Annotated in this window: 2 protein-coding genes; both read right to left on the bottom strand. The window is 62.8% G+C overall.

What is annotated here, in order from left to right; all coding sequences use genetic code 11:
- Positions 1-858 (bottom strand): IS3 family transposase (locus ACIGKQ_RS25370; RefSeq protein ID WP_396575187.1); only part of this gene is annotated, 858 nt, incomplete at its 3' end.
- Positions 855-1,096, bottom strand: a 242-nt coding sequence (locus ACIGKQ_RS25365; RefSeq protein WP_396575186.1) for a transposase, incomplete at its 5' end; no start/stop codon positions are given. The genes ACIGKQ_RS25370 and ACIGKQ_RS25365, both read right to left, overlap by 4 nt.

Genomic DNA, 1,096 nt, shown 5'->3' with positions numbered 1-1,096 from the left:
GAAGTCGATAGGCGAGATCATCCCCAGCGAGCTGTGCCTCCTGTCATGATTGTAGAATCGGATGTAATTGTCAAGTCCTGCAGTAAGATTCGCGTAGGTGGTGAACGCGTGTCGCTTGTAGTATTCGTGCTTGACGGTTGACCACAGCGATTCGGCGCCGGCGTTGTCCCAGCAGATCCCTGTCGCGCCCATCGAGCGCCGCAAGCCATGTTTGCCGCATGCGGCGGCCATGTCGTGGCTGGTGTACTGACTGCCCCGGTCGCTGTGCAGGATGGTGCCGGCCACCGACCCGCCTCGGGTGAACACCGCGTCGTCCACGGCCGCCTCGACCAGCTCGGTGCGCATGTGATCGGCCAGCGACCAGCCGAGCACCCGACGCGAGTGCTCGTCGCGGATCGCACAAAGGTATGCGTCGCCTTCACCGCAGGTCAGGTAGGTGATGTCAGAGGTCCAGACCAGGTCGATGCCCCCCTGGTCGAACGCTCGCCCGACCCGGTCGGGCGGGAATGTCGCCGTCTGATCGACCTCGGTGGTCTTGACCTTGAAGGTGCGTGGGCTGATGCCCTCGATACCCATCTCGGCCATGATCTTGGCGACGGTGTTCTCCGAGACCGCGACGCCCTCGGCATGTAGATCGGCGGTGATCCTCGGCGAACCATAGGTACGGGTGGATGCCTGCCAATGGGCGAGGATCTTCACCTCCAGATCCCGGCGGCGCTGCTGGCGAGGTGTCAACTCCGTACGTCGTTGCCGATCCACCCACGAGTAGAATCCTGATCGTGAAACACCCAGCAGTTCCGCCAGTTTCGTGATCTCGTGGTCGGCGCACTCCGCGGCAATGAGCTCGAACTTGCTCACCGATGTTGCTGCGCCGCAAAGTACGCCGATACTTTTTTCAGGAACGCCAAATCGCGATCCCTCTCGGCGAGCTCCGCGCGTAACCGAGTCAACTCCGCGCGCTCACCAGCCGACAAGTCCCGATCCGGTGGGGCGTTGCGCACCTCGTCGGCGACACCATCGCGCATCCGTTCAGCGCGCACCCACTTGCCCAACAAGTTCTCATGCACGTTGAGTTCACGCGCGACCTCGGTGACCG

Source organism: Gordonia sp. NPDC062954 (assembly GCF_044543825.1).
Classification (GTDB): domain Bacteria; phylum Actinomycetota; class Actinomycetes; order Mycobacteriales; family Mycobacteriaceae; genus Gordonia; species Gordonia tangerina.
Note: the sequence above shows the minus strand (reverse complement) of the source record. Positions and strands in the feature narration are given on the sequence as shown.